Origin of the sequence: Metabacillus sp. FJAT-52054, assembly GCF_037201815.1 — a bacterium.
GTDB lineage: Bacteria > Bacillota > Bacilli > Bacillales > Bacillaceae > Metabacillus_B > Metabacillus_B sediminis.
Window position 1 is genome coordinate 2,709,747 of sequence record NZ_CP147407.1, and the last position, 26,254, is coordinate 2,736,000.

23 protein-coding genes are annotated in these 26,254 nt (G+C 44.5%); 3 read left to right on the top strand and 20 right to left on the bottom strand.

Annotation, left to right across the window (positions count from 1 at the left end; genetic code table 11):
• Positions 1-9 precede the first annotated feature (9 nt).
• The 13 genes from WCV65_RS14200 to WCV65_RS14260 all read right to left on the bottom strand — a co-directional run bounded on the left by WCV65_RS14200 (position 10) and on the right by WCV65_RS14260 (position 17,998).
• Positions 10-1,710, bottom strand: coding sequence for a hypothetical protein (locus WCV65_RS14200; protein WP_338777320.1), 1,701 nt, complete (start codon positions 1,708-1,710; stop codon positions 10-12).
• The gene (locus WCV65_RS14205; protein ID WP_338777322.1) at positions 1,707-2,645 is read right to left on the bottom strand and encodes a Gfo/Idh/MocA family oxidoreductase; all 939 of its coding nucleotides are present in this window, start codon (positions 2,643-2,645) and stop codon (positions 1,707-1,709) included. The genes WCV65_RS14200 and WCV65_RS14205 overlap by 4 nt, the downstream gene beginning before the upstream one ends.
• Positions 2,646-2,779: 134 nt before the next feature.
• Entirely contained in the window at positions 2,780-4,333 is a 1,554-nt protein-coding gene (locus WCV65_RS14210; protein ID WP_338777323.1) for an extracellular solute-binding protein, read from the bottom strand.
• 58 nt (positions 4,334-4,391) lie between these two features.
• Positions 4,392-5,267, bottom strand: coding sequence for a carbohydrate ABC transporter permease (locus WCV65_RS14215; RefSeq protein WP_338777324.1), 876 nt, complete (start codon positions 5,265-5,267; stop codon positions 4,392-4,394).
• A 22-nt stretch (positions 5,268-5,289) separates the two neighbouring features.
• A complete protein-coding gene (locus WCV65_RS14220; protein WP_338777325.1) occupies positions 5,290-6,267 on the bottom strand; it encodes an ABC transporter permease subunit in 978 nt (325 codons plus the stop codon).
• Between the two features lie 56 nt (positions 6,268-6,323).
• Complete coding sequence (locus tag WCV65_RS14225; RefSeq protein ID WP_338777326.1) at positions 6,324-6,938, bottom strand: DUF624 domain-containing protein; 615 nt, start codon at positions 6,936-6,938, stop codon at positions 6,324-6,326.
• Between the two features lie 59 nt (positions 6,939-6,997).
• Positions 6,998-9,139, bottom strand: coding sequence for a heparinase II/III family protein (locus tag WCV65_RS14230; RefSeq protein ID WP_338777327.1), 2,142 nt, complete (start codon positions 9,137-9,139; stop codon positions 6,998-7,000).
• A gap of 261 nt (positions 9,140-9,400) precedes the next feature.
• Positions 9,401-12,298, bottom strand: coding sequence for an Ig-like domain-containing protein (locus WCV65_RS14235; protein WP_338777328.1), 2,898 nt, complete (start codon positions 12,296-12,298; stop codon positions 9,401-9,403).
• 121 nt (positions 12,299-12,419) lie between these two features.
• On the bottom strand, positions 12,420-13,850 hold the full coding sequence (locus WCV65_RS14240; RefSeq protein WP_338777329.1) for an extracellular solute-binding protein: 1,431 nt from the start codon (positions 13,848-13,850) through the stop codon (positions 12,420-12,422).
• 11 nt (positions 13,851-13,861) lie between these two features.
• Positions 13,862-14,860, bottom strand: a complete 999-nt coding sequence (locus WCV65_RS14245; protein WP_338777330.1) for a dienelactone hydrolase family protein — start codon at positions 14,858-14,860, stop codon at positions 13,862-13,864.
• Positions 14,854-16,569, bottom strand: coding sequence for a hypothetical protein (locus WCV65_RS14250; protein ID WP_338777331.1), 1,716 nt, complete (start codon positions 16,567-16,569; stop codon positions 14,854-14,856). The genes WCV65_RS14245 and WCV65_RS14250 overlap by 7 nt, the downstream gene beginning before the upstream one ends.
• 173 nt (positions 16,570-16,742) lie before the next feature.
• Positions 16,743-17,090, bottom strand: coding sequence for a lipopolysaccharide assembly LapA domain-containing protein (locus tag WCV65_RS14255; RefSeq protein ID WP_338777333.1), 348 nt, complete (start codon positions 17,088-17,090; stop codon positions 16,743-16,745).
• Positions 17,087-17,998 (bottom strand): cation diffusion facilitator family transporter, encoded by a 912-nt coding sequence (locus WCV65_RS14260; RefSeq protein WP_338777335.1) that lies wholly within the window; start codon positions 17,996-17,998, stop codon positions 17,087-17,089. The genes WCV65_RS14255 and WCV65_RS14260 overlap by 4 nt, the downstream gene beginning before the upstream one ends.
• Before the next feature lie 153 nt (positions 17,999-18,151).
• Here WCV65_RS14260 and WCV65_RS14265 point away from each other — a divergent pair, with 153 nt between their 5' ends.
• The gene (locus tag WCV65_RS14265) at positions 18,152-18,277 is read left to right on the top strand and encodes a DUF4023 family protein (RefSeq protein WP_035405269.1); all 126 of its coding nucleotides are present in this window, start codon (positions 18,152-18,154) and stop codon (positions 18,275-18,277) included.
• 36 nt (positions 18,278-18,313) lie between these two features.
• On the opposite strand, the gene secDF is transcribed toward WCV65_RS14265, so the two are convergent.
• Entirely contained in the window at positions 18,314-20,560 is a 2,247-nt protein-coding gene (gene secDF / locus WCV65_RS14270; RefSeq protein WP_338782306.1) for a protein translocase subunit SecDF, read from the bottom strand.
• A gap of 36 nt (positions 20,561-20,596) precedes the next feature.
• Positions 20,597-20,890: a post-transcriptional regulator gene (locus WCV65_RS14275; RefSeq protein ID WP_338777338.1), complete on the bottom strand. Its 294-nt coding sequence runs from the start codon at positions 20,888-20,890 to the stop codon at positions 20,597-20,599.
• 142 nt (positions 20,891-21,032) lie between these two features.
• Here WCV65_RS14275 and spoVB point away from each other — a divergent pair, with 142 nt between their 5' ends.
• Positions 21,033-22,607, top strand: coding sequence for a stage V sporulation protein B (gene spoVB, locus WCV65_RS14280; RefSeq protein WP_035405273.1), 1,575 nt, complete (start codon positions 21,033-21,035; stop codon positions 22,605-22,607).
• A 2-nt stretch (positions 22,608-22,609) separates the two neighbouring features.
• Here spoVB and WCV65_RS14285 read toward each other — a convergent pair whose 3' ends face one another.
• Positions 22,610-23,257: a DUF421 domain-containing protein gene (locus WCV65_RS14285; RefSeq protein WP_035405274.1), complete on the bottom strand. Its 648-nt coding sequence runs from the start codon at positions 23,255-23,257 to the stop codon at positions 22,610-22,612.
• A 165-nt stretch (positions 23,258-23,422) separates the two neighbouring features.
• Between WCV65_RS14285 and WCV65_RS14290 the strand changes: the two genes are divergently transcribed.
• Positions 23,423-23,797, top strand: coding sequence for a TIGR04086 family membrane protein (locus WCV65_RS14290; protein WP_035405276.1), 375 nt, complete (start codon positions 23,423-23,425; stop codon positions 23,795-23,797).
• Here WCV65_RS14290 and WCV65_RS14295 read toward each other — a convergent pair.
• The 4 genes from WCV65_RS14295 to tgt are packed head-to-tail and all read right to left on the bottom strand — an operon-like array spanning position 23,778 to position 26,222.
• Positions 23,778-24,509 carry a hypothetical protein gene (locus WCV65_RS14295; protein WP_338777340.1) on the bottom strand — a complete coding sequence of 244 codons (732 nt, stop codon included), beginning with the start codon at positions 24,507-24,509 and terminating at the stop codon, positions 23,778-23,780. The genes WCV65_RS14290 and WCV65_RS14295 overlap by 20 nt on opposite strands.
• 9 nt (positions 24,510-24,518) lie before the next feature.
• Positions 24,519-24,755, bottom strand: a complete 237-nt coding sequence (locus tag WCV65_RS14300) for a hypothetical protein (protein ID WP_338777342.1) — start codon at positions 24,753-24,755, stop codon at positions 24,519-24,521.
• On the bottom strand, positions 24,755-25,033 hold the full coding sequence (gene yajC / locus WCV65_RS14305; protein WP_338777345.1) for a preprotein translocase subunit YajC: 279 nt from the start codon (positions 25,031-25,033) through the stop codon (positions 24,755-24,757). The genes WCV65_RS14300 and yajC overlap by 1 nt, the downstream gene beginning before the upstream one ends.
• 37 nt (positions 25,034-25,070) lie before the next feature.
• On the bottom strand, positions 25,071-26,222 hold the full coding sequence (gene tgt, locus WCV65_RS14310) for a tRNA guanosine(34) transglycosylase Tgt (RefSeq protein ID WP_338777347.1): 1,152 nt from the start codon (positions 26,220-26,222) through the stop codon (positions 25,071-25,073).
• Positions 26,223-26,254 lie beyond the last annotated feature (32 nt).

Sequence of the window (26,254 nt, forward strand, 5' to 3'; positions counted from 1 at the left end):
GTTCTCCTTTCAGGACGTTTGTGCTTGTGTATGCGAGAGGATTTTCTTCAGGCATAAGTGACCGTAGCGGATCTCGGCTGCCTCTTTATGCCAATGTGCCTCCTTTGGCACCGGTACCCATATGACTGCATTTGCTCCGGTCACCGTCCCAGATACGGCCGGTTCACCTGAATCCGAAATTCCTTCAATTTTCATCTTTCTTCTTTCCCGTTCCCAAATCGCAATTTGTTTGGATGTCCAAAATTCAAATCGGCGGTCACGGGCCGTTTTCACTAATTTTCTGAAAGCCTCCGACACCTTTGGCTGCTCGAGGAAATGAAGCTGATGAAAAAGAAAATGGGCAACCCCGCCGATTCGTTTCACTTCTTCCAAAAAAGGATCAATCACGGATGTATCTGCAAGGGCATGATGATTAAGGTCCTGTGTTAAAAAGCCGAGCTCGAGAACGTTATACTGCCGATTATTTTCGGTATGCCAGGCAATCGGGTAATAAGGGAGGCACGTTCCAAATAAAAAGCCGATGTTTCCCTTTTTGCTTGGTCCTCTGGACTGATCAACTTGAATTCCCTCGTTTTCACACCACTCAAACAGCTCTCCCCAGCCTTCAAAGCGGGTATAGTGATTTTTATTTGTATAAACCGTTTTCAAATCTGCCTTGCTTTTCAAGTCCTGCAGCTGCCGCTTAAACTCTTTCTCGCTCCACAGGCCATTCTCAAGCTCAAGCGCGTTGTAATGGAAGGCAAGCTCATGGCCCTCCTGCTTAATCCTTTCATATAAGGGCCTCTCATACCCGGGCTCGATCATGCACCAAGTAGAATGAACTTCGCATTCTTTTAACAGAGAAAGTGTGATGTCAGCCGATTCTTCCAAATTAAAATCACTGTCATGAGAAATGGTCGCAATATGCTCAATTCCTTCAGGCCATCTTCCCGCGAAAGGGACTGTCAGCCCTTTTTCCAAAGCCATTTCGGCAAGCTTATGAACGAGCACTTCTCTCCATTTATCCGCATGAGCTTCAGAAAAATAGTTCATCCCTGTTTCGGTCTCTGCCCTGTCAAAGCTCCAGTCCAAAGTAAAGCTATCGTCCGCCTTCAGCTGGCCATCATCAATACCGGCCGTTCCGTCCGGAGCCGGCTCCCCATCTTTCCAAATCGGTTCAATCCCCTGCTGTATTCCCACGATGGAGTACGGAATGTCAGCCTGGCAGTGAACAATTTTTCCACTCCCTGAGTGTATGACCGTCCAGAGCTCTGACAGCACAGGCCCTTTAGGGGATCCGCTCACTAAAAATCCTGATTTCGCGTTCCATCCCGATGGAGCCCCTTTATACCAAGTATTTGTTTTTAAAAACCGGAGAGGCTTTGGATGCCCCAGATCTTTTGGCGTGTAGCCGTATCCATTTCCCCCGGACTCCGTCTTGTATCCAGCCCAGCTTGCAAGTTTAGGAGAATCCGATAAATGAATCACCGTTCCCCCTGCCTTTACAAATGAGAGGAGGCCATCAAGTGACTGCCGTGATTCATTCAGCAATCCCGCTATTAATAGATCCATCTCTTTTAACGAATCGGTTTGATTTGATAGAATCTGATAGGGGATTCCTAAATGGTCCAGTACTTCTCTTATATAGAAAGCGAAAACATTTTCCTGTTTTGTCCATTTATCCGCTGCGGCTTGCTCATCAAGCAGCAATCCGATTTTTGCCATCCTCATGTCTCACACCTGCCCATGCCGGTTCTCTCTTTCTTTGTTTGAATAACGACTTTTTCGCCACCGCGGTTCCTGCTCAGATTAACCGCTTCAATAAAGTGTATAATTTCAAGCGTCTCTTCATTCTCCGGAACTGGTCTTCCTGTTTTTGAAAAATTCACGACTTGGTCGAGAAGGGAAGCATAATACGGTTTTTGAGTCCTGCTCAAATTCAAATGCTTCTCACTGTCTTTCATCGTAATAACCGCTTCAAAATCAGCCTGTTCGGTTTTCATGCCGAAAAGAGTTCCTGTCCTGCCCCCGCTCCACTCGCACATGACCATTTCCATCTCATCTCTTACGGCTGCCTGAACGCTCTCACACCCTTTTCCTAAAATGGAAAAGAGCATTTCAGCCAGATGAATTCCATACCAGAAATAACCAGGCTGTGTCATCTCAAAAGTTAGCGGACCGATGCATTCCGCATGGTCAATGCGCCCCTTGTATGCAGATAAAAACGTCTGAAGGTTTTCGCCAAACCTCAGTGAAGAGCTGCTCATCAGCGGAACGTTCCATTTCTTTGCAAGATCGATTATTCTTTTGGCAGAATCGGAGCTGACTGAAAAAGGTTTATCAATAAATACAGGAATTCCATAAGGACAAATTTTACGGAACAGCTCCTCGTGCATTCGCCCGTCAACCGACGTTATCCAAACCGCATCACATTTGCCTGCCGCTTCTTCCGGTGTTTCTGTCATTTCAATGTGATATCTATCTCTTAATAACGATGTATAACGCTCCACCCTATTTATACTTAATGGAAGATCACCTGAGCCTCCCGGATAGGCCGCCTTAATTAAAACACGTTCAATAAAGTGAGGATTTTCAGGATTCATAACAAGATCAGTAAAAATTTCTGCGTGGGACGTATCAAGTCCGATCATCGCAATGTTCAGCATCCCCTCACCCCTTCCAGCAAAAATCAACTCTCCACAGCTTTTTTGTTTCATGTTCCAGAGAGGCTTACATGTCAATTGCATGTATAGGAAGAAAAAGGGGCTTGGGATTCATAAAAACCCAGCCCCCTTTGCTCTTACTTCCAGTGCTCCCCACCTTTAATTTGAGAATTGTACTCCTCAATCATTTTCTGTCCGCCCATATTCAAAAATTCCTCAACCATCTTATCCCATTCAGAAACAGGACGCTGACCTGCAATCATTTTTGCCTGTTCATCAAAAAGGAACTGATCAAATTCTTCTTTTTTCTGTTGTGCCGTTTCAGAGACAAGACCATTTACAGGATTCATGTAATGCTTTGTAGACTTGTGCATTTCTTCAAGCTCTTTCGCAAGCTTGGAGACTTTTTCATTTTTATAATCTTTGTAGAACTCATTCACATCTTCATTTGGAGGCCACATTGCATTATCTACATAGTACGTAGAAGGCGTTTTTCCTTCTGTGGCAAAATTCGGGTCAAGTACCGCTGTTCCATCCTGCATTGTGTATCCTTTTCCTTCATTTCCCCACCACCAGTCAAACTCTTTATTCTCAGGTGTCCGTTGTTCACGCGGATAGAAGGTGCGCCCAAATTCCATCATTTCAAGGATTTTTTTAATTTTGCCCGGATCCTTTGCCAGGTCAGCTGAAATGGCAGTAATACCGCCGTAGCCTGAAGTGGCTGTATATCCCGTGTTTCCATCAGGATCAGCAAATGGGTATAGCGGAGCGAATTCTGCATTCGGCTGAAGCTCCAATAATCCGGCATAATAAGGTTCGGACATTCCTCTCGGCGCCCCAACGAAAATTCCCGCTTTGCCTGAGAAGAACTCCTTATTCGTATCTGGCCATGTTAGAACCGCATAATCCTGCGTGATGGCTTTTTCTTTGTAAAGATCGGCAAAAAACTGAATCATTTCTTTGCGTGCATCAGAGATCATTCCCGGAATATATTTGCCGTCTTTATCTTTGTGCAGCCAGGACTCTGCATTCCAATAAGCCCCCATGTCAAAGTCCGGGTTGATTTTCTCTCCCATTGCAAATCCGTACGTATCATTTTTTCCATTTCCGTCTGGATCATTTTTGGTGAAAGCTAACGCTACTGCTTTTAGCTCTTCATAGTTTTTCGGCATTTTAAGCCCAAGTTTATCCAACCAATCCTTACGGATAATCGGAGTCAGGTCCGCTTCAGGGTAATAAGTAGGAATCCCGTAGATTTTTCCGTTTACCTTCATGGATTGCCAAATGTGATCTGGAACATTTTTCAGGGTCTCATATTTCCCGATGTATTCATCAAGAGGCAAAAATGCACCTTGCCCGGCCCATTTTGCAAATCTTGTGTCCACAGCTTCAAACCCAACCATGTCCGGTACATCCCCAGAAGCTACCACTGCAGAAAGCTTTTCCTGATAATCAGCCTGCGGAACGAATTGAACCTGATAATCCACATTGAATTTTTCATTAATCATTTTCAGTCCGGCGCCATCTTTTGGAGGCGGATCCCCAAAACGAAAATCAATGGCGGTTACCGTATATTTTTTATTCGGATCCTTTTCGTTCTCTGCCGGTTTAGAAGCGGTATCATTTGACGTACAGCCTCCTGCCAGAAAAATGCCTGCTAATATAAGACTTAACCCTTTCGCTCTCTTCATCCCAATCCCTCCGTTTACGGTAATTGACCCATGAAATCAACTTGAATGCAGCCTTTCTTCAACCTTTAACAGATCCAAGCATCACCCCTTTAGCAAAATGTTTTTGAAGAAATGGATACACAAGCAAAATTGGCAATGTGGCAAGCAGGATTGCCGCCATTTGTATGGTTTCAGGAGGCGGGGGACTTTCAAGCATTGCCGCTGTACTTCCAAGCGCCGAGTTCGGTTCATTGATGACAACAATCTGCCGCAAAACCACTTGAATCGGCCAAAGCGACGGATCATTCAAGTAAAGAATTCCAGTAAAGTAGTTGTTCCAATGCATCACTGCATAAAACAAGCCAAACGCAGCAAGAGCAGGTTTGGATAGCGGAAGGACAATTTTCCAGAACACCTGCCCTTCATTCGCTCCATCAATTAAAGCCGCATCGTGAAGCTCTTCAGGGATGTTCAGGAAAAACTGTCTCATGACAATTAAATAAAAAGGACTGATTGCAACCGGAATAATCAGCGACCAAATCGAATTCAGAAGGCCGGTAGCTTTGACCACAAGGTAAGTTGGAATCATTCCGGCACTGAATAGAATGGTAAAGAGCACGAACAGAATGAAGAATCTTTGACCGGCAATCGGACGGGCAAGAGCATATGCCATAGTGGCTGTAAAAAATAAATTCACGATTGTCCCTGCGATCGTGATAAAAACCGTCACTCCAAGCGACCTTAAAAAGTTTTGGGAGCTGAGGATGTATTCATAAGCATCTGTTACCCATTGCTTTGGCCAAAGCAGAAAGTCATTGTTTAAAAAATCGGATAAGGAAGAAAAGGAGACTGTAAAAATATAAAGAAAAGGAAAAATCATCACAAATCCTATCAGGAGCAGTGCGAGCATATTGAACCCTTCCAGAATCCGGTCAGGTATTGAGCGATGGTGCATATCGTTCACATCCATTCATGGTTTAATAGAGGCCTTCCTGACCAAATCTCTTCGCAAGCCGATTGGCAGTGACCACAAGGATCAATCCGACCACTCCTTTAAACAGTCCGACGGCTGTGGCAAAACCGTAGTCCGCCTGCTGAATGCCTTTAAAATACACAAACGTATCCAAAACATTTCCAACATCCATATTAAATGGATTCAGCATGAGGAAAATCTGCTCAAAACCGCTGTCCAGAACGTTTCCCAGTCTCAAAATCAGCAAGATCAAAATCGTGCTCTTTAGAGCAGGCAGCGTAATATACCATATTTGCTTTAAACGTCCGGCACCATCCATAATCGCCGCTTCATATAGCTGCGGATTAATTCCAGACAGCGCTGCAAGGAAAATAATCGTTCCCCAACCGGCCTCTTTCCAAATCACCTGAAGGACGATAAGCGGCTGAAAAAAGGCAGGATTGGTCAGGAAAGGAATCGAATCAAGACCTGCCGCCATCAGTATACTGTTGATGAGGCCTTCACTTCTCAAGAAAATAACGGTAATGCCGACAACCACCACCCAGGATAAAAAGTGAGGCAGATAAATGACTGATTGAACAATTCGTTTAAACGTTTGGCTTCTTACCTCATTAAGCATAATGGCTAAAATAATCGGAACTGGAAAAGCGAATACGATCTGGAGAAATGAGAGACTTAATGTATTCCAGATTACTTGCAGAACATCACTGTTTGAGAAAATTTTCTCAAAGTGTGCGAAGCCGACCCATGGACTTTCGATAATCCCCTGAAACGGATTATAATCCTTGAACGCAAGCACCAAACCAAGCATCGGAATGTATTTATAAATCAGGAAGTAGAGAAATCCCGGAAGCAGAAGCAGGTATAAATAACGCTGTCTGAGAAATGATCGTTTCGCCTTAGCAGCCAGTGATATTTTTTGCACCGGCAGTTTTTCATTCAATTTAGGCACGACTGGGGTTTGTACGGGCTGATTTTCCATGTGATCCCTCCTTATATACCTGTATAGAACTTGTATTTTATTATTCAGAGAGGGTCTTACCCTGCTCTTGACGGATGCAGCTTATGAAACCTTCTGCTGCAAGCCCATTCAATAAAGAAAATCGGTCCGGATATAGCGAAGAATGGCAAAAGTCCAGGGATATAGAACAAGATAACCGCTATTAATAAAAGTCCGGCTGCCAGCAGAAAGAAAGTAGCGGGGTACCCTAACAAAAGATAGATGGAATTTTTTACGTATCCAAAGCTTTTCATATCATAATGAACATAAAGTGAAAAAACAGTAATGAATCCAAAGAGCCAGACAGCAAGCAGGATAAAGCATAAATATGAGGCTAGCAGTGCGTAAATGGAGGGAAATGACCGAAAAAAACTATAATCAATATAAAGAATGGCTCCTATTGAAAAAAAGAGGTATCCCAGCTTGTTTGTATTCTTCCATTCTCTCCTGTAATATTCCCTGAACACCTTGCCTGCCTTCTGATCTTCGCCTTTGATTAAAGTCCTGATTGTATGGTGGGCAGCTGCTGTAGCAGGGAAAATCCCAAGTACCACAAGCCCGGCCAGCGTATACATGATCCAGAGCACATTTAGCCAGGCCAATTTTACGCCCCAATCACAAAGCTCCATAACCCTTCCGCTTATTCCTTCCAAATTCCATCTCCTCCTTTCCTGACCATGCTGGTTTCTGCTGATATATCATAGAAATGATTTTATAGAATGATATTTTCAGAATTTGAATCTCCGGCAATTCGTATTTTCAACGAATCCGATTCTTTGTCCGGCAGTGAAACAAAGCATGCTTCAAAAAGTCCTTCTTTCGTAATCTTCAGTTCATTTTCGTTCTTCAGCCAGCTGAAGCTGCAGCCACTGTTTTTGCCATAAAACCTCGGAATAATGACAGTTAACATGGTTTCCTCACTGCTTTCAGCCTCGAGATAAGTTCCATATTGTTCTGCCCCACGGTATACTTTATGAACCGCCTTAACCCTTTCCTTAGGCCAAAGCACTTCTGCAGCATGATGATCCCCCTCAATGGTCAAGGATTTCCCAGGCAATGATTCTCCTGTAATAATTTGTTTGCCGCCTGATCGGATTGTGGATTTTGTATGAAACAAGTATGATATTCGATCATGTCTGTTCTTTTTTTTAACCTGATCCCAAATAAGATAAATCCCATACTTTTCTGAAAAAATGATGGTTCTCCGGAATCCATTAATCCGCCCGCCATAGCTTGTAGCTGCTTCTCCTGAAACCCTTCCCCAGCCATCTCTTGCAGCATGTGATACAATCGCTCCCCCGCCTCTCAGACTTTGCCCTTTTCCGTTTATCAAAAGGGAATTGTGTCCGATAGTTCCGGTTGTAAACTCATTTCCCGGCCCCGGAACGTAATCCTGATAACCCGGATCTGTCAGCAGCCATTCACCCCCTGCATTCAGGATGACACTATTTTGATCAAAGTGATTGTGATCCCTGGCTGAACGGCTTGAGGTAAAGGAAAGAACACTATCCTCTTTGCCCCAGCCCGTTCTCAGTGCAGCGAGTCCAATAGGTTCAAAGACTTTGACATACGGTCTAGTGTAGTACTTTTCAGGAGTAAGGGGCTGGAAGGAAGGAACCGGATAGTGAAGCTGTTCAAGCGAATCTTTGCAAAAATTTTGAATATACCATTTTGCTGCCGGGTTATGGTTGCGGCTTGCCAGGAAATACATTAAGGCGGAAAGTTCAAGTTTATGGAAGGAATCCGAAAAGTTGCTGTGTTCCGGAGTATTTCCTGCACCCATCAGCCAGAAAAATTGATCTGGGAGTACACGGCTGAAATACATGTGACTGCTTAAGCTTTTGTCGCCTGTTTTTTTACGGTATGCATCTGATGCGAATAATAGGTGATGCACCGCTACTGCTGTATATAAAAGGCCCTCTGTTTCCTCCGAAACTGATTTTTCGTTCAAATAAACCTGTAAATATTTTTTGGCGAATTCTATATATGTCTCTGTTTGAGGGATTTCTTCCCAAATGACGAGAGCACCGATTAAAAGTGCGCATTGTTTGGAGCAAACGATGTTATGTCTATCAAAGTTGTCAAAGTCAGCAGCCAGCGGCCGAATTCCATGGGTAAGAATTGCGTTTCGAATTAAACGCGCATCCCTTTCGGTCAGCAAGTGGCGGATGGTATCATATCCGATCGCAGCCCCCATCAGGAAATGGGCGTTGCTCAAATTTCCTTCTGAACCGCGTTGGGGAAATTCGTACCATCTGGTAAAACCTGCAAGCCCTAATAAATATTCGTTAATTTTTTCAGCAAACTCTTTTCGCTCCGTTAAGCAATAGGCCATGCTCAAACCTTTAATCCTTTCCTCAATCCTCCTGGAAAACATCGTCCAATAAGGATATTCCTTATATCCGGGAGGGTCCTCCAGCTGATTCGGCTGAAGCAGAGGGATCGAAACGGTCATTGTATGTGATGCTTTGCCGTATGTAATTAAAAGCTCCCTTTCCTCTAAATACTCTTCTGCTATAGATATAGCCTTTTGACAAGCTTCCGCTGAAAAGCCGTCAGTCATTAATTCAGGGGATAGCGAAAGGAGCTTTTTATTTAAAGCGCTTACATTACTTTTGATTGAAGGGATAATTTTTAATTTTTTTCTTACTGTTTCCCCGTTTCCTTTAACCGTAAAGAACGTTTCCCCTTCTTTTTGAGCAATGAGGTGACCGTCTGAGACTGAAAGAAGTTCAGGTGCATCTGTGTCGATTTCAGGAGTCATTCCTTCCGGATAGTAAAAACATTTGACCTCTGCTTTTTCTCCAACTGCCAGCGTGCTAATATCCAGCACTTCGAATCTCCCTGTACTCAAGACGATCCCTCCTTTTGCATACATGTATTTCACTTGTATTTAATATCCTATGAAAAGACTTGCCATCTATGTATCTACCCATAAATTATCACAATTTACAGATAACTTCAATGACTTTTTCATATTTTTGGAAGTGTGTTTCAGGACTGCAGCCAATCAACCTATGCCGTTTACTTTCCTGATCAACATATAAATATATACGATCTTTTAGAAATGGCCCTTTTGAAAAGCAGAGGGAGGGCGCTTTCCACGCCCTCATCATTATTTAACTTGAACCGTTACAGCATCACTTTTATTTCCATTTTGGAGGACAGCTGTAATAACGGCTTCACCCTCAGACAAGGCGGTCACTGTGCCATCCTGCTCTACGTTTGCCACTCCGCTATTGCTTGAATACCATTGAATTTCTTTATTGACAGCAAATTCAGGGACGACTGCTGTCTGCAGCTTGATCGATTCTCCACGCGAAAGAACAGCGCCTTTGTCTTTAATATCAACTGCCTCAGCACGAATGACAGGATCCTCGATCGTATAGCGCCAAATATTGTTTCCGGTAGACAAATCGTCACCTTCTGCGAAATAGAAGTTCCCCATAGCATCCTCCGCTAATTTTTTTGCCTGCTGTTTAAGAGGAACCACTTCTTTAGTGGACTTATTGATTCTATAAAATGTCTGATCAACCGTTACATAGAAGTTACCGTCTTTCCCTTCCTTCATGATGCCGCCGACACGGTAGCTGCGCACACCGGGGAATTTCACTTCCTGATAAATCGTCTTTTTCTCATCGGGATTGTAAATAAACAGAGTATCCTGTGCAATTCCCCAAATGTTGCCCTGTTCATCATCATGAAGGTAGCTCACTGACACTTTTCCTGGAACCGGCACGATTTCATTCGTCTTTTTGGACGAGGCCGGATCCCATGTAATCAGCTTTGCTTCTTTTTCAACGGGATCGGCCCCCGTTCCTCCAAAAATACTGGATCCGGCATAGACGAGGCCTTTTGATGCCTTCACTGAGACAATACTTTGGTTCGGTACAATATTCCGGTTTACGTTGAGCTGGCCTGAGGAGCGATTATAGATGGATAGGGTACCTCCGTTCTTTCCGTAATCCGGAACCGAGCCTATATAAATTTCATTCCTCTCAGGTATTGAATCCATGGAAACTGGCCGATTTTGTTCATTTGGCCCATGCAGGTCAAATAGCAGCTTCATATTGGTCCTGCGATTCCACGGCAGGGAAGAGTCGTATTCGTAAATTCTGGCAGCAGGATAAACGCCGAAATACATTTTACTGCCGATGGAGGTCATCCCTTCGACTTGACCAAGACCTGTTTCCTGCTTGGTGAGTCCGGTAAGAGGATTAAAAACTCCCACGTCACCGCCAATGAATCCGCTGCTGTAAATTTTACCGTCCGGCCCTCCGAGGATATTATAAATATTTGTCGGCTGAGGCGGTAAAGAGAGTACGGTCTTCTTTAAAGCACCGTCTGTTAACCCGTATTTAAAGAAGCGTCCTTCATAATTACCAACAAACCCTACAAGTGCGGTCCCGCTGAACGGAGCCTCTGACAGGGGCTGGAACCCGAAACCGATTACAGGCTGTTCCAGATTCACCTGTGCACCGCCTGAGGTCACGGACTCTGCTGTCTTCGATTCAAGATTGTATCGATAGAGAATTCCTGAGGACGTATAGAATACACTTTTTCCATCTGGAGAAAGTGGAGAAACCCCTCTGGACTGTGCGGTTGTTTCATAATCAATTTCCATTGTTTTTTTATCTGCTACAACCAGCTTAAATTCAGGCTCAAGCTTTATAAACAGCTTCCCTCCCTGAACCTGAAGGTCATAAACGGATATGTAGGATTTGTATTTAGCAGGTAAAACATTTGTCTTTTTGCCGGATTTGATATCATATTTTATTAAATGGGCATGTGCCCCGACTCCAGCATAAACAGCGTTTTCCTCTGAATCGTAAGCCACACTTCGCACATATTCTTCACCTGGTACCATTTCTCCAAAGTCTGTAAATCCTTTTGCCGGGTCATATTCAAAAACATGGCCGTCAAAATACGTCCCGCCGTAAATTTTCCCGTTTTCTCCCGCTGTCAAATCCCAGATTACCGTTTGCTTCGGCACCGGTTTGCCGAGAACCTCTGCTTCGCTTCTTCCCGGAACATATCTATAGAGAGTACCATTCGGAGTAGAGCCTGCATAAACCGTTCCATCTGAAGCAACGGTCACAGCCCATGCTGCCTCCGCTTCCGGAAGCGGAATAATCCGTTTAATTTCTTCGGTTTCAACATCCGTCACTGCTAGCTGGGCAGGCCTTCCTGCAAGGACCGTGTAAGCAACGGACCGCCCATTCTCATCCTTTCCGAAGGCACCTTTCATCGCCATCAGTTTTTCAATCTGGGTACCCAGATCTTGAAAAGCTGGGAGCACCTCCGCTGTCTTAACTGTTTCTGCAATCACATCTCCATAAGGATTGGTAAGCTGAACTGTAAATGTGTAAGATCCCGCTTTAGAAAACCTGAATTCAGTCTTTAATGTTTCACTATGATCCTTCTTTAAGTCCAATTCGGTTAACAAGTCGCCTTTATTCTTAATCGCGGTTATTCTTTCTCCCCGATTTATGGCAATCAGATCGCCAGGTCCGGACAATTTCGTGATTTGCACATCAATATTATCAGCTCCCCGCTTCTTTATGTCTGATGCGGAAATAGAGAGTGGAGCAGGTGTATATGCTCCTGTTGATAGCTGTTCAGGCAAATCGAGAACCGTCTGATAGACAGACTGATTTTGATCTTTTATCACTTCCACCACCGCCTCGGCTTTAAACCCTTTGAACTCGGCAGTCAGCACTGTGTTACCAGGGCTGATTCCCTTCACTGCCTGTCCATCAAGTATAGCAACTTCCTTGTCTTTTATCTTCAGAGAGCTGCCGCTGACCATGGTGACGCTTCCATTTTCTTTTTTTGCTAAAACCGTTACTAGCTTTCTCTCTCCTGTCTTCACCTTAATCTTCGCGGGAACGATTTGTATGGACTCTATATCATCATCGGCCGCATTTGCATGATGCGGGAAAAGAATGCCACCCGCTGCAAGAAAAAATAAAACAACGCATGTAATGTCAAGAAGCTTTCGGACTTTCAACATAGTATCCTCCCAATCTTCCTGTATTTTCCTCGTGCACTCTTTCAAATGTAATGAACTGGAAAGGCTTCGTCAATTCTTTTGGCGAAATTTTCAGAAAAATGGTGAAAATAAGAAAACCGGATCATTGGTCACATCCGTCTAATTGACTATTCAGCAGCTTTTCAATTCGTTCACATGCATCTTTCGGACTCTCCATAGAGGCCCATGAAAGATTTAATTCATTTTGGAGAAGGGTCATTTCCCTCGTATTTAAATTGAGTTCGCTCACAGGAACAGCATACGGCATGACTTCCTTAAAAGCATTGTAATTATCAGGATGGATCTCCGGGTTCAGGAGGGTATCGTCCTCTGCTGCCTTTTTTAATGCAGGAATGGTACAGCCATTCTCTTTTAAAATCCTTTGAGCCTTTTCTCCTGCCATGAAGTCGGCAAGAGCCTGAGAGGCCCCTTTTGCAGCAGAATTTGCACTTACCGCGATCCCGGCTCCCAGCAGAAGAGTCGCTTTCCTCTCCTTTTTCGGAAGCGGAAGAATGTCCCATTTGATGCGCTGATCTCTGAACTCATTCAAATAATAATAAGTCGTGAGAATCATTGCCACTTTTTCCTTATTGAAAATATCCTCTGCCAGCTGGTTGCTCCCATGAGTAAAAATCGGCGATACCCGGTGCTTGTACATCAAATCAACACAATATTGCAGCGCTTCTATGTTTGCATCATCCGCTAAAGTAAAGCGGCTGCGGTTGGAAGTCATTAGCTTGCCACCGTTTTGAAGGACGAACACGGGCCAGCGGTGAAAAGAAGAGGAAAAACAAAATCCGTAATGCTTTACGAGATGCTGGTCTTCCAATATTTTCGTGGCTTTCTGAGCTGCATCCAGCAGTTCTTCCCAGTCAGCGATCTCTTTTAAACCGGATAAACCTGCATTTTCAAAAATAGACTTGTTATAGCAAATGACGACTGGAGTAAATAGGAAAGGCGTAGCAAACACACTGCCATTATGAGAAAACATCTCGAAAACCTGGCGATAGCTGTTTTTCTCTGTCATGTTTGGTGACTGATATGCATCCATCAGCTGAATTTTATCGGCTTCAGCGAACTCACGGAATTGGGAATCCGATACGATAAAAGCATCCGGTCCTTCTCCTTGCTCAAGAGAATGGATTAGCTGCGGTACATATTCCGTTTCGGGCATAATTTTCAAATTCACTTTTATATGAGGGTGGGCATTCTCAAATTCCTTTATAATTTTCTTAGCGCTTTGCACTTCATAGGAAGTTGAATACCAGGCAAGGCTGATTACCGTCGTATTGACGGCAGAATCCAGGGTAACACGGTTTCCTTTGCCGGGAATCTTTTCGATTAGCCCCTCCTCGACGAGCTGGGCAAGTCCTTTGCGGATTGACACCCGGCTGATCTCATATTTATGGCTAAGCTGATGTTCAGGGAGAAGGTATTCCCCTTTACGGATTCGGGTACTGACAATTTCATCCTTTAGTTCAGTGATGAACTGATTATATTTTTTCTCAAAATCATTTTCTCTGCGTAATTGCATGAGCACCTCTCCTAGTGGATCGTAAACTTTAAATGACGGTCTAAAAATTGAAAGGAGTGCTCCCGGATCGCGGGTGGAAATTCATGGCCGCTGCTGCCGATCACCCATTCAAATGAATCGTTTTGTCCCAATACATCATAAACCTTTTGCACCTCAATAATCCCTTTTAAACCCTCTTTCCAATGAGGAAAAACAGGATCATTCCTGCCCATCCACAGAAATAAAGGCATAGGCGCGCACAGGCTTAAAATTTCATGAAAATCAAATGGAACCTCGCTCCGTTCCATCCATTCGCTGATAACAGGAAAATGGCTGAACCAATCACGTTTTCCCCATCTGTGAAGTTCAGGGTCCCCCGCAAACATACTAAACCCGCAGCTGCAAACTGCTGCTTTAATCCGCTGATCAAGAGTAGCCAAAAAATACGCATTATAGCCGCCGAGAGAGTGTCCGATTACCCCGATTCTGTCTTGATCCACTTCCTTCAGAGAAGCCAGCACCTCTGCTCCCTGTCTGTGATCAGCCAGCATTTTCCCAACTGCTGTCCGTTCCGGATAACGGCTATAGAAATTTTTCGTTTGAAAAGCTTCATCCCCTTTTTCTATACGTTCTCCAGCTGTAATCGTGTCCGGAGCCAGGACTGCATAGCCTTTCTTTACAAGCTCAATTCCATATTGCCGGTCCTTGCGTCCTGATGGATGGGCTATGTCATTTTTCCCATTCGCGTTTGTGGGATGCAGAGCAAGAATTCCAGGCAGTTTCTCCGCAGGAGCATCAGGCAGTAATAATAAAGCGGGTACTTCCTCTCCATCAGCTGTGGCATATTTCAGATGCTTTCTTACATACACATCCTCTTTTGCCATGTCTGTGATTTCATACAGCGGTTTGCAAAGCTGGCTATTCTCATTAATGATTTGAAGCCACCTGGACATGATGGAACGCTTCTTACTCTCCCACTCTTCTAATGATGGAGTGGATAAAATCTTTGCCACCTTCAAATCGCTCAACATGTTTCCCAGCTCCATTCACCTCCGTTAAGGTCCAGCGATAAAAGCGTATTTCCTGAACAAAAATAAAGACTGTCACCAATAATCGCTCCTCCGCTTGTAATCCTCTCGTTCACGCTGAGATAAACTGCTGCTGCTGAAGAGATATCCGCCTTGACCACAGCATGTTCAAGCAAAAAGAATACTTCTTTCCCCCTTTGAATACAGCCGCCTCTGACTGGCTGGCCATATGGTAACCAGTCTAGTACGTTTGCTGAAGCAAGTGAGTCACAATCAAACTGAAACAGAATGGATGACTGAGTCATGCCCAGCCCGGCATTACCAAACACACATATATGCGGAATTTCCTTTTCATAGCGGAAAGGCACAATCATTCTATCCAATTTTTTGGCCATCCAATTTATCTTGTACAACGAAGCGCTCTCCGCAAGCTCCGCTGCGCCGCCGGGAGTCCTGACACTTGTTGACCCAAACAGGTTTCCAGAAGCATCGAACGCCAGGCTCACCGTGCTTTGATCAGGTAAAAGCGCTTCAGGTGAAATAGTCGTTAGCTCACGCGTGGCTGGATCATACACACAAACAGATCCACCCCTTTTCCCATAGCCCGGGAACCCGGAAAAAATCAGCTGCTTTTCGAAAGGGTGAATAGCTGAAGCACGCGGCCGGTGGACGGCATCCGCTTTCAGGATCAGCCTTGGGTTTTCATTAAATGCATATGGCTTATTGAATGAGAACTCATACACTTTCCCTCCCGCATAAGCACTGCCAAACATCGTATCTTGATTAAGAACGGCATACGTGCAAATATTTCCGCCTCCGCCCTGTTCTAAGCTACCTAATAGCTCTGTTCCCTTTTGATCTGCTCTGAAAAGCATCAAAGGGTGCATGCTTGTTCCATACAGTTTGCCATCAGGACCAGCCGTGAGCGTACTGAGCTCAGCTCCAGGTGTCTCGTAGGAAACCTGTATGATTTTATTCGTAAGCTTGAGCTTTTTTTCTGTCAGATCAAACGACTCTAACTTTTCTGCACCGGCAAGCTGGCCATGGCATGTATGAAATCCCGCTCCCCAATATTCGTGCCCTTCCAATGGCTCCACGGTGGGGCGCAGCACATTTCCGCCGCTAAGCTCAATCCAAGGCTCGGATGGATCACAGGATCTGAGAGCAGCGCTTTTATACTGAGCGTATACTCTCCCGTCGTTTCCTTTCCTCACATAGCCTGTTCCAATTCCATCTGTGTGCTGAGAAATGCTTGTTTGCTTACCGGTTTTAGGATGAAAGGCTGAGATGGAGGGGATTTCCGTACCAATTCCAGCGTAAATCCATCCATCATTTCCAGAAGCCATGGTTCCTGCGTAGCCCGATTCAGCATGTAAAGAAGGGAGAGTCCTGAGCTTCGGTTTGGCGGGATTAAATTCTCTCACTAATAAATTGGGGTAGGAAACAAAATAAATAAATCCATTGCATCCCTCGGTTATCGCAAAGACTGCTGCTTCGTCCTGCACCCTGCCTTTAAAAACCCACTTTCCTGAAAAAGGATTGAGACAGTAAAAGTCAGGACCTGCTCCTGAACAGAACAGCCCGGCTGACGTGGCAAAAGAAACATAAGGATACTCCCTGTTATCCAATTGAAGCTGCTGTGTTTTGCCTGTTTTCGGATTCGTGATAAGGATAAAGCCTTTAGCCGCAATTACAATTCTTTCTTCCCCCAATGAATTTCTGCACACCGCCGCAGTTCTTGTTTCGCTTAGCTGAACGGGAGCTCCCCAATTTTTTAAAAGGATAATCTTTCACCTCTTTTGCAAACAGGTTGTATACATGTATAGATTTATATTCTAAAAATTCAAAACTTTTGTCAAGGTAAAAATAAAAACAGCCGATCTTATCAGCTGTTATCTGTCATATGATTTCTTTCCGTGCGGCTCGGGAGCAAGGCATCATGAACAGGGTCTTCTGCTGGCAGCGGTTCTTTATGAGCTGGCTGAGTTTTTACTTCATCCAATTCCCTCTTTAATGCCTTATTCTCTTTTTTCAGAGAACGGATCCGGTTCATACCTGAATATCCTGCCATTAATGCGCCCATGAGAACAGAACCAAGAACAATTAATATGAGCGGCCATTGGGATTGGCCAAACAAATAATCCACTTCCACAGGCTCCACATTAATCACCGCAAAAACAGCTACGATTAGTGCAAAAAAGATGACTAGCAATAAACTCCATTGTTTTTTCAAACTAATTCCTCTCTCTCTATGGGGGTAAACGGATTAACATGAACAAAAACTTTTTGCACCTCTTCATATTCCATTAGTGCGGCACTCACACGCTTAGCGATTTCATGTCCTTCCAAAACCGAAAGCGTCGCAATGACGGAAATTTTCACATCGACGATCGCATAGTGACCGTGCTCTCTGGCAAAAAGCTCATCAATCCTTTTTACTCCCTCAATATTTAAAATGGTTTCCTTCATTTCAGCTGTATCCTCATCGTGCATAACATGATCCAGGGAAGCATGAATCGCTTCACTTCCTACCTTCCAGGCAGTAAAAAGCACTAAAATAGAAACAGCTACTCCCGCAAAAGGGTCGGCGTACAAAAGCCAATCAATCTTAAACCAGGAACCAGCGATTGCTCCGAGAATTCCAATAAGAGCGGCGAGTGAAGCAAATACGTCTGAACGATGATCATAGGCATTGGCAATTAAAGCATCGCTCTTCAATCTTTTACCCAGTCTGTAGTTATATTGAAACATCACTTCCTTAATGACAATAGCTGCCGCGACTGCCGCAATCGCAATTGGTGAGGGAGCTTTAGCCGGTTTAAAAAACGCCTCAAATGAGGTTTTGCCGATTTCAAATCCAACAAGCGTAAGCAGAACCGCTACAACGACTGCCGCAATCGACTCAGCTTTTCCATGTCCGTAAGGATGATCTTCATCTGGAGGCTTTTTGGCAAGCCTGATTCCGAACAGCACGACTACAGATCCAGCTACATCCGTGACGGACATTGCCGCATCGGCAATCAAGGCTTTACTACCTGAAATAAAACCGATCACCCCTTTTAATACGGCCAGGAGCAGGTTTGCGGCAATACCAGTGACAGCTGCGATCTGCACCTGTTTAAACCGATTATCCTTATTCATTAAGTCCCTCCTCTTATGCCGGTCAATTTCATCTCTTCTTATCTTATCCTTTATAAGAGGAATGAATGAGCGTGAACTGGGTTCCATCGTATTTTTTACATAATGGGACATATTATCATTGAATCTGCCTGTCATAGAAAGGAGCGATAGATGATGGAAAAAACAAATGAATTTGTAAATAACCTGCACGAACGTCAGGAAAAAGATGAAGCAAATCGAAAACATCAGGGAAAAGGGAACGCTGGCAAGGACTCTCCGAGCAAAACCCATAAAGAATAAGAAAGAGGACCGCACAGTTGGCGGTCCTCGCTTTTGTTACACTTCCGGGTGCTGATTCGAATGCAATTCCTTCGTTTGATCGTCTTTCTTTTTGACAAACTCTTTCTTCTTCAAAATCAGCCATAGCTGTGCGGCGATAAAGATAGAAGAATATGCCCCCGAGATTAACCCGACAAGCAAGGCAATCGAGAAATTGCGGATCGAGTCACTTCCGAAAATCATGAGTGCCACTGTTGTAATCACAACGGTCAGGACCGTATTGATTGAACGTGTAAACGTCTGCTGCAAACTCTTGTTTACAATCATACTTAAATCCTCGATCGTTTTTACCTTTGTTTTTCTTTGAAGCTCGCGAATCCGGTCAAAGGTTACAATGGTATCGTTAATCGAATAACCAACGATCGTCAGAACTGCCGCAATGAAGGTGATATCAACTTCGAGGCGTGTAAGACTGAAGAAAGCAACGATAAAGAATGCATCATAAAGCAAAGCGACGATGGCTGATAGTCCCATTCTCCACTCATAGCGGATGGCTACATAAATAACAATTCCGAGAGAGGCAAGCAAAATACCGTAGAAAGCATTCTGAGCGAGTTCCTTCCCAACCTCAGGAGAAACGGTACTTACTGTCGGTTCTTTGCCATATTTCGCAAACTGATCCTTCAGTTTTGCAATTTCCTCTTTGCTCAAAACTCCGACAAATCTTGCTACAGCCGTGTCATTGTTTGCACCGGCTAAGACAATTTCATCGGCTTCCATATCAATGGACTTCAGTTCTGTTTCAACCTGTTCAGCTGTGATTGGCTTTTCAGAACCAATTTCAACCCGCGTACCGCTTGTAAAATCGATCCCAAGATTCAGCTTGAATATCAGAATGATGATAAGTCCGGCTGCCACCGTAATTCCTGAGAAAGCGAAAAAGCCATTACGGTATTTTAGGAAATCCACTTTATCAAAGCGTGTCGGCGGATCCGTAAATTTATCCGTTTCGTAAATCTCAAGCATTTGACTCTTTTTCACGCCGAACCATGACTTTTTCTTATCGAGCCAGCGGCTTTCCACCAGCAGGGAAAGCAGAATTCTTGAAAGGAATACAGCAGTTACAAAGCTTGCAATAATACTGACAAGAAGCATCGTTGCAAAGCCTTTAACGGCGCTGGTTCCGAAAAAGAACAGGACTGCTCCGGCAAGCATGGTGGTTAAGTTTGCATCAAAAATCGTCATGAATGAGCGTCTGTTTCCAGACTTAAAGGCAGAGCGCACGGATTTACCAAGCTTCAGCTCTTCTTTAATCCGTTCATACGTAATAATGTTCGCATCGACAGCCATCCCAACCCCTAGAATAAGGGCGGCAATACCAGGCAATGTCAGAACTGCATTCATCCAATCAAAAATCTGAAGAATAACGAATATATATGCACTTAATGTGATGACCGCAATCGCTCCTGGAAGACGATAATAGAAAAGCATAAACAGGAAGATTACTGCTACTCCGATGATTCCTGCGAGCACAGTTGACTGAAGCGCTTCCTCCCCGAATTTAGCTCCTACGGAGGTTGAATACGTTTCATCAAGCTGGACCGGCAGAGACCCGGCATTCAGCAGGTTTGCAAGCTCCTGTGCTTCTTTTATGGAAAATTGCCCTGTAATGACAACATCGGTTGTGTCGAAAACTTCATTAACGTTTGGATCGGAAAGGAATTTCGGTTTGGCCTTTCCTCTTTCTTCTTTATATTTGTCTCCCGGCTGATAATCCAGCCAAATGACCAGTTGATTTTCCGGCTGCATAGCTACAATCTTGCTTGTAGCATCCTTGAATTTTGATTTATCCTTCAGCTTGACGGAAACGACAGGCTGATTGGACTGAGGATCAAAGGTTTGCTTTGCCGCACCCTGGACAAGATCGGAACCATTCAAATATTCCTTGTCATTCACGTCCCTGAATGTAAGCTTTGCCTGCGTGGACAGAATCTCGCGTGCTTTGTTCTGATCTTTAACACCAGCAAGCTGAACACGGATCCTTTTTCCTTCGATCTGAATATTCGGCTCGCTTACACCGAGTACATTTGCACGGTTTTCAAGGGCACGCACCGTACTGACTAGAGCTTCCCTGTCAATGACATCCCCTTTGTTTGCTGGCGATACATCATAAAGCACTTCAAATCCGCCCTGCAGATCAAGTCCCCTTGGAATGTTTCCTGTTACTTCCGGTGTTCTGAATCCAATAATAACTCCAACTAAAACAGTAATGAGAAAAAACGCAAGGATGCGCCCCCGCTTGATCATTATGTATCCTCCTTAGCTACTTGAACCCGTCCGTTACAGCAATTCTTCAAGCATTTTGGTGCCTTCTTCGCTTCCGAACCAATTAGGTGCTTTATACGATTCTACGGCCGCAAAATTCATGAATTCTCCTGCTCTAACAGACATGATGTCACTCACCATTTTATAAATCATTAATTCTTCTTTAGACTTCCACTTCTTTTTCAACAAGTATGTCCACAATTCCTGCTCTGAGACATGATCATAGCCTAATATCATAAACTCTTCCAGCTTGCTTTTCATAAAAGGCCTGACATGATGTCTGTACAGTTCCGCAGGATGTTTCTCCATTTGCGCACGCTCCTTTAACAATCCTTATAAGCTGTATGCCATACGATAGACCTATGCTTCTAAAACTTGTCATGCTTGGCCATCTCACAGTCATATAGTAATTGTATATGAAAACAAGCTATTTGAGAAGGCAGGGAAGGGCATGTCCAAGCAAACATTTTTAAAAGGAACGATCATATTAATTGCGGCAGGACTCATTACCCGAGTTCTTGGTTTCATTAACAGAATTGTTCTCGCAAGATTTGTAGGCCAGGAAGGGGTCGGCCTCTACATGATGGCAGTCCCTACACTTGTGCTGATTATTACCATCACCCAATTCGGACTTCCTGTTGCCATATCCAAACTTGTTGCTGAAGCTGATGCACAGGGAGATCAAAAACGCATAAAAAAAATACTCGCTGTATCCCTTGCAGTTACAGGAAGCTTGAGCATTTTTTTCACTCCGGTCATATTACTTTCCGCACCCTATTTATCGGAGCATCTTTTTACAGATCCAAGAACACTCTATCCCCTTATGGCGGTTGCACCGGTCGTCCCGATCGTTGCCGTTTCTTCGGTATTGAGAGGGTACTTCCAGGGAAAACAGAACATGAAGCCAGCTGCCTATTCACAGGTCCTGGAACAAATTATCCGGATATCGCTCATTGCGGTTTTCACTACGGCTTTTCTCCCATACGGAATAGAATATGCCGCTGCAGGAGCTATGTTTTCAGCTGTAGTCGGAGAGCTTGTTTCTCTTATTTATCTCTTTTTTATGTTTAAGCTTAAAAAGAAAATCAGAGTCCGGAAAAATTTTTTTCAGTCTATTAAATCCGGCAAAGATACATTTAAAAATTTAATGGAAATAGCGGTTCCAACGACTGGAAGCAGGATGATCGGCTCGGTTTCATGGTTTTTCGAACCCATCGTCGTTTCTCAAAGTCTGGCACTTGCAGGTATAGGCACGGCCATGGCAACAAGGCAATACGGAGAGCTGGCAGGCTATGCCCTGCCGCTGCTCATGCTTCCTTCCTTTATCACGTTTTCCCTTTCCACCTCTCTCGTACCGGCCATTAGTGAAGCAATGGCTCAAAACAAGAAGAAGCTGGTCGAACACAGGCTCCGTCAAGCATTAAGACTGTCCCTGGTAACGGGCGGGCTTGCAGCTGTTGTGCTGTATATTTATGCTGATCCCCTGATGAACTTAATGTACGGAAATGCAGATGCCGCCATTTTTGTTAAATTAATGGCCCCATTTTTCATTTTCAATTACATCCAGGGGCCATTGCAGGCAGTCCTCCAAGCCTTAAACCTTGCACGCGCCGCTATGATTAACAGTCTAATCGGGGCATTAATTAAAACGGCTCTGATTTTTGTCCTCTCAGCTCGACCCGAAATGGGCATTAAAGGAGCCGCGCTTGCTATTGTCATTGGCATCATGACTGTGACCCTGCTGCATTTAGCAACCGTTATTAAAGTCGTTTCACTGACCATTTATGTAAGAGAATATTTGTATAGTTTTGCAGCAATGGTCATCACCGGAGCTGCAGGCTATTATGCTTACTACAGCTGGCTGAAAAATTTCGGAAGCGTCATTGGCCTTCTAGCGGCAATAGCCATCTGTACAGGAATATATGTAATCCTTTTAATTCAATTCAAGCTTGTTTTAAAGGAAGAACTGAAGCGGGTACCGCTATTTGGCCCCGCCCTGGCAAAGCTTATTCCAAATCCTCGCTGAATCTAGACATTTGACACATCTACGTAAAACACACCGTTGGAATACGTACAAAAAGAGATGTTCTGCAGCTCCTGATAGCCTAACTTGCGGAGTTCCTGTCTAAGCCACAGCTCCGTCTTCCCTATTTTTTCAAGGTGGGCAGGCTGAATCGCTCCATCAATGATGAGCGCCAAATCAATGTTCTGCATAGGCTTTCCTTCCTGCTTTGTGAAAACATTCAGCTTTCCTGATGTTTCTAAAATCGCAAACTCTACATCCCCGAGGTTTCGTACGTTTTTCTCACGAAGCTGAGTCATTAAATCATCAAAATTGTACCGCTGGGACCTCATCGCCCTCTCATCTATCTTCCCTTTGCTGATAATGATTGTAGGCTTGCCATCGATAAGCTGACGGACTTTTTCACTCTTCAAAGACAAAAGAGCCAAACCGTACTGAATCCCTAAAAGCAGCAGCATGGATATGACGGAATGCATAAGGGGATCCTTTGGACTTTCGATCGCCATAACTGCCAGCTCCGCAATCATAATAAAAACCACCAGATCCAAAATACTTAACTCGCCTATTTCCCGCTTCCCCATCATACGGAAAATAATGATAATCAAAAAATACAGCAAAACCGTCCGGGCGATAATAATTAAATAAATCTCCATCCATGCTTCTCCCTTCTTACAATGCTTTCTCTAGTTTGTACAGGCCTTTTTCAATCCATGCGGCAAAGTTTCTTCCAATGAATGATTCTAATCACCCTTTCTTCTGAATACCTTAAGAAAAGACGAGCATAAACAAGCATGCGCCAAAAGGGAGAGATGCTTACTATGGAAACAAAAAAATGGGGAAAAGCTATACTAAGCGGACTTGTTGCTATTTTTGCTGCCGCTCTGGCAATCAGCCTTATCTTCTCACTGCTCCTTAAATTCACAGGCATGACGGAAAGCTCAATACGGTGGATTCTCCTGGCCCTCTCCTTCATCACCCTGTTCATTGGGGGATTTATCGCCGGAGGCAAAGGAAAAGAACGCGGCTGGATACTCGGAGGCATTACGGCACTTTGTTTTACACTCATTATTTTGCTCTTCCAATTCCTTGGATTCGGATCAACGCTAAAACCTATGCAATTTTTATACCACGCAGGATTTTTAGCAATGGCTATGCTGGGCGGAATGATCGGAGTTAATATGTCATCGGATTAATGGAAGTGGGAGACCCGGCGGATGCCGGGTTTTTTGGTGTTTTTATGGTGGGGGGAGAATAGTTGCCTGGCAATCCGGTTTTTAGGGGTCGTGGCCTGGCATTCTGTTTTTCCGGCTCGTTGCCTGGCATTCTTGCCTGGCAGTCCGCTTTATCGGGCCGTTGCCTGGCATTCTTGCCTGGCATCACTCTTTTCGAGGACTTTGCCTGGCATTCTTGCCTGGCATCATGCTTTTCCGGATTGTTGCCTGGCATTCTTGCCTGGCAATCCGCTTTCTTGGTCCATTGCCTGGCATTCTTGCCTGGCAATCCGCTTTCTTGGTCCGTTGCCTGGCATTCTTGCCTGGCAATCCGCTTTCTTGGTCCGTTGCCTGGCATTCTTGCCTGGCAATCCGCTTTCTTGGTTCGTTGCCTGGCACTCTTGCCTGGCAATCCGCTTTCTTGGTCCATTGCCTGCCATTCTTGCCTGGCAATCCGCTTTCTTGGTCCGTTGCCTGGCATTCTTGCCTGGCAATCCGCTTTCTTGGTCCATTGCCTGGCATTCTTGCCTGGCAATCCGCTTTCTTGGTCCGTTGCCTGGCATTCTTGCCTGGCAATCCGTTTTGCCGTTGCCTGGCATTCTTGCCTGGCATCACTCATTTCGAGGACTTTGCCTGGCATTCTTGCCTGGCATTCCGCTTTTTCAGCTCGTTGCCTGGCATTCTTGCCTGGCATTCCGCTTTTTCAGCTCGTTGCCTGGCATTCTTGCCTGGCAATCCGCTTTTTCAGCTCGTTGCCCGGCATTTTTGCCTGGCATCCTGCTTTTCCGGATTGTTGCCTGGCATTCTTGCCTGGCAATCCGCTTTTTGAGCTCGTTGCCTGGCATTCTTGCCTGGAAATCCGCTTTTCCAGCTCGTTGCCTAGAATTTCTTGGTTAACGTAAAACGAACAGTCAAAAAACAATAAAAAAAGAGAAAGCATTAAGCTTCCTCTGTTTTTGCCAGTACGGATTTCTCTTTTACTTCGCGGATTGCTCTGCGTTCGAATGTTAAACGGGAGCCGTCGCCAGCCTTTAGTACAGCTTTTTCTTCATCGATTGATTCAATCGTCGCGTGAAGCCCTCCAATTGTCACAACCTTGTCCCCTTTTTGCAAACTGCTTTGCATTTGGCGGAAGGTCTTTTGCTGTTTTTGCTGCGGACGGATCAAAAGGAAATAAAAAATCGCGAACATTAAAACTAACGATAAAATCGTTGTCATGGAATTACCACCCATTTTCTTTCACCCCTTTCAAAGTTTAGAAGTTGCGAGCGTTCGGTTTGTTGAATCCATATTGTTCAAAGAACTCGTCTCTGAAGTCGCCAAGACGGTCTTCTCGAATCGCTTGTCTAACTTGCTCCATTAATTTTAACAGAAAATGAAGATTATGATAAGACGTAAGTCTGATACCAAAAGTCTCTTCGCACTTTATTAAGTGTCGAATATAGGCACGTGAGTAATTTTTACACGTGTAGCAGTCGCAGTTTTCATCGATTGGACCGAAGTCTTTTGCGTATTTCGCATTTTTTACGACGAGACGGCCTGTGCTTGTCATTAAGGTTCCGTTGCGGGCAATTCGCGTAGGCAGGACACAGTCAAACATGTCGATTCCTCTGATTGCTCCGTCAATGAGTGAATCAGGAGATCCAACTCCCATTAAGTATCGGGGTTTGTTATCAGGCATCCAAGGGGTTGTAAATTCAAGGACCCTGTTCATAACGTCCTTCGGTTCACCTACAGATAATCCTCCGACTGCATATCCAGGGAAGTCCATGGATACAAGGTCTTTTGCACTTTGCTTGCGAAGCTCTTCGTACTCTCCGCCTTGAATGATACCGAATAAGCCTTGATCGTTTGGACGCCCATGCGCATTGAGACATCTTTCAGCCCAGCGGCTGGTCCGTTCGACAGATTTTTTCATGTACTCATACTCAGCAGGATATGGAGGGCATTCATCGAACGCCATCATAATATCTGAGCCAAGGTCATTTTGAATCTGCATCGCTTTCTCCGGGGAAAGGAACAGCTTGTCTCCGTTCAAGTGGTTGCGGAAATGAACACCTTCTTCTTCAATTTTCCGGAATTCACTAAGGGAAAATACTTGAAATCCGCCTGAATCCGTTAAAATTGCTCGATCCCAGTTCATGAATTTGTGCAAACCGCCGGCTTCTTTAACAATTTCATTTCCCGGACGGAGCCACAGGTGATAGGTGTTGCTTAAAATAATATTGGAGCCCATCCCTTTCAGATCCTCGGGAGACATCGTTTTTACAGTTGCAAGTGTGCCAACCGGCATAAATGCTGGTGTATCAAAGGAGCCGTGGGGAGTATGAACTCTTCCCAGCCTCGCACCTGTCTGCTTGCATGTTTTGATAAATTCGTACCGTATCGGTGATGATGAAGCTGTCACCGTCTCTCCTCCTCTATGTGTAGCCTTTTATT